Raw genomic sequence first — 3,781 nt, forward strand, 5'->3', positions numbered from 1 at the left:
AGACCCACCCCGAACTCGCCCCCCACGACATCGCCCACGCCCTGGCCACCACCCGCACCCACCACACCCACCGCGCCGCCGTGGTCGGCACGGACGTCGCCGAACTCCTCGACGCGCTGCGCGCCCTCGCCGAGGGCGACACCACCTCCGGGGCACCCGTCGTGACGGGTACGGCCGGACACGCGGTGAAGCCCGTCTTCGTGTTCCCCGGTCAGGGCGCGCAGTGGCTCGGGATGGCCGACGGGCTGCTCGACGACGCGCGGGCGTTCCGCGAGAGCGCCGAGGCCTGCGAGGCCGCTTTCGCGCCGTACCTGGACTGGTCCGTACTGTCGGTGCTCCGTCAGGAAGCGGGGGCGCCGTCGCTCGACCGCGTCGATGTCGTGCAGCCGGTGCTGTTCACGATGATGGTGTCGCTGGCCGCCGCGTGGCGTGAGTTGGGAGTGGAGCCGGCGGCCGTGGTGGGGCACTCGCAGGGCGAGATCGCCGCCGCGCACGTCGCCGGGGGCCTGTCCCTGGACGACGCCGCCCGGGTGGTGGCGCTGCGCAGTCAGGCCTGGTTGAAGCTGTCCGGGCAGGGCGGCATGGTCGCGGTCGCGCTCAACGCGGACGAACTGCGGCTGCGTCTGGAGCGCTGGGGCGACCGGCTCTCCGTCGCGGCCGTGAACAGCCCGGGCGCCACCTCCGTCGCCGGGTACCCGGACGCCCTGGCCGAGCTGGTCGACGAGTTGCGGGCCGACGGCATCGACGCCCGGCGTATCCCCGGCGTGGACACCGCCGGGCACTCGGCCCAGGTGGACGTGTTCCACGACCACCTCCTTGAGGTGCTGGCGCCCGTGTCGCCGCGCTCGTCGGCGGTGCCGTTCTACTCGACGGTGACGGGCGGCCCACTCGACACGGCGGAGCTGGGCGCGGCGTACTGGTACCGCAACATGCGCGAGCCGGTTCGGTTCGAGGCGGCGTCGCGGTCCCTGCTCGCCGACGGCCACACCCTGTTCGTGGAGCTGAGCGCGCACCCGCTGCTGGGGGCTTCGCTGCAGGAGACGATCGCCGACGCCGGCCGGGACGCGGCGGTCCTGCACACCCTGCGCCGTGACCAGGGTGGCGTCCGGCGGCTGCTGACCGCGGTGGCACACGCGCACACCCACGGGGCGTCCGTGGACTGGCCGGGCGTCTTCGCCGGTACGGAGGCCCGGCCGGTGACGTTGCCGACGTACGCCTTCCAGCGGCGGCCGTACTGGCTCCAGGCTCCGGCGGTGGCGGACGTGGCCGCGGCGGGCCTGGCCGGCGCGGAGCATCCGCTGCTCAGTGCGACGGTCGAACTGCCCGACGCGGACGGTCTCGTGTTCACGGGGCTGCTGTCGACACAGAGCCATCCGTGGCTGGCCGAACACGCGGTGCGGGACACCGTTCTGCTGCCGGGCACCGGTTTTCTGGATCTGCTGCTGCACGCCGGCGCACAGGCCGGCTGCGACCGGATCGACGACCTCACGCTGCAGGCGCCCCTGATCCTCCCGGCGAAGGGTGCGGTCCGGATCCAGATCTCCGTGGGCGCGGCGGACGAGCGGGGCCGTCGTTCCTGTGCGGTGCATTCGCGTCCCGAGGACGGGGAGCCGGGCAGCCCGTGGACGTGTCACGGCACGGGTCTGCTGACCACCGGGGACACGCCGGTGACGGCCGCCCCGTCGTCGGACGTCTGGCCCCCTGAGGGCGCCGTCGCGGTGGACACCGAGGACGTGTACGAGCGGCTCGCGGAGTTCGGGCTCGGGTACGGCTCCACGTTCCGGGGGCTGCGGGCCGCCTGGCGCGACGGTGACTCGCTGTGCGCCGAGGTGTCCCTTCCCGAGGGGACCGACACCGACGGCTTCGGTGTGCACCCCGCGCTGCTGGACGCCGCTCTGCACACCATCGCTCTGCTGGACGCGGGCCCCGACGGTGGGCCGCTCTCCGGCGCGATACGGCTGCCCTTCGCGTGGACGGGAGTGACCCTGCACGCTGTCGGCGCCGGGCGGCTGCGGGTGCGGCTGACACCGACGGGTCAGGACTCCGTGACGCTGACGGTCTCCGACCCGTCCGGCGGACCTGTCGCCACCGTCGAGTCGCTGACGCTGCGGGCCGTGGACGAGGACGAGCTGACGGCCGGGTCGGCCGACCTGCACCACTCGCTGTTCCATGTGGGCTGGAACGCCCTGCCCGCTCCGGTGCCCGAGCCGGCCGACCTGCCGACCGCTGTCATCGGGGACGGGTCGCCGTCCGCGTACGCCGATCTCGCGGCGCTGGTGGAGGCCGTGGACGCGGGCGCGCCGGTGCCGGAGACGCTGGTGGTCGTCTGCTCCGGAGGCGACGGGTCCGCGAAGAGCGCCGATCCGGTGGCGCGTACTCATGAGCTGACCCGCGAGATCCTGGACGTGGTAGGGCCGTGGCTCGCCGATGAGCGCTTTTCCTCGACGCATCTGCTCGTCGTCACGCGGCGGGCGGTCGCCACCCACGCCGGCGAGGGCGTCCTAGACATCGCCGCGGCCTCGGTACGCGGCTTCGTCCGGGTCGCGCAGTCCGAGAACCCGGACCGGATCACCCTCGTCGACCTGGACGACGACACCGCCGTCTCGGCCGATCTGGTATCCGTCGTGCGCGGTGCGCGCGAGCCCGAACTGGCACTGCGGGCCGGGATCTGCCATGTGCCCCGGCTGGCGCACGCGTACGCCGCGCCGCCACTGCGGATCCCGGACCGGCACGACTGGCGGCTGGAGGCCAGCGGCCGGGCCACGCTGGAGACGCTGGCCGTGATCGACAATCCGGTGGCCCGGCAGCCGCTGGCGGACGGCGAAGTGAGGATCTCCGTCCGGGCGGCCGGGGTGAACTTCCGGGACGTCCTCGTCGCGCTCGCCATGGTCCCCGGGCAGGAGACCATCGGCAGCGAGGCGGCCGGGGTGGTCACCGAGGTGGGCCCGGGCGTGACCGGTGTCTCCGTCGGAGACCGGGTCATGGGCCTGTTCAAGGGGTCGCTGGGCCCGGTCGCGGTCACGGACCACCGGTTGGTCGTGCCGGTACCGGCCGGATGGAGCGACGCTCAGGCGGCCTCCGCTCCGGTCGCGTTCCTGACGGCGTACTACGGGCTGAAGGAGCTGGTGGGGCTGCGCCCCGGTCAGCGGGTGCTGGTGCATGCCGCCACCGGCGGCGTGGGGTTGGCGGCGCTCCAACTGGCCGGTCATCTGGGCGCCGAGGTGTTCACGACCGCCAGCCCCGCCAAGCAGCATGTGCTGCGGGCCCGGGGATTCGACGACGATCACATCGCCAACTCAAGGACGCTGGACTTCGAGAAGCAGTTCCTCTCCGTCACAGGGGGCGTCGGGGTCGACGTCGTGCTGAACTCCCTCGCCCACGAGTTCGTCGACGCCTCGCTGCGGCTGGTCGCGCCTGGCGGCCACTTCCTGGAGATGGGCAAGACCGACATCCGTGACGCCGCCGCCGTGGGTGAGGCCCATCCCGGGGTGCGGTACCAGGCGTACAACCTGGACCAGGAGGGGCCGGACTGCGTCCGGCGGATGCTGGGCGAACTCGCGGAGCTCTTCGAACGCGGCGTGCTGGAGCCGCTGCCGACCACGAGCTGGGACATGCGGCACGCCCCGGAGGCGTTCCGTCACCTCAGCCAGGCGCGGCACATCGGCAAAGTGGCGCTCACCGTGCCCAGGGCGCTGGATCCGAACGGGACCGTCCTGATCACCGGCGGCACCGGAACCCTCGGCAGCCTCATCGCCCGCCACCTCGTCACCCACCACAACAT

The 3,781-nt window shown here is 73.3% G+C and carries 1 protein-coding gene; it reads left to right on the forward strand.

What is annotated here, in order from left to right; genetic code table 11:
* A partial coding sequence (locus tag ACZ4UU_RS45060) for an acyltransferase domain-containing protein (protein WP_471909268.1) occupies positions 1–3,781 on the forward strand: 3,781 nt, incomplete at both ends.

Source organism: Streptomyces sp. NPDC028907, assembly GCF_055564995.1.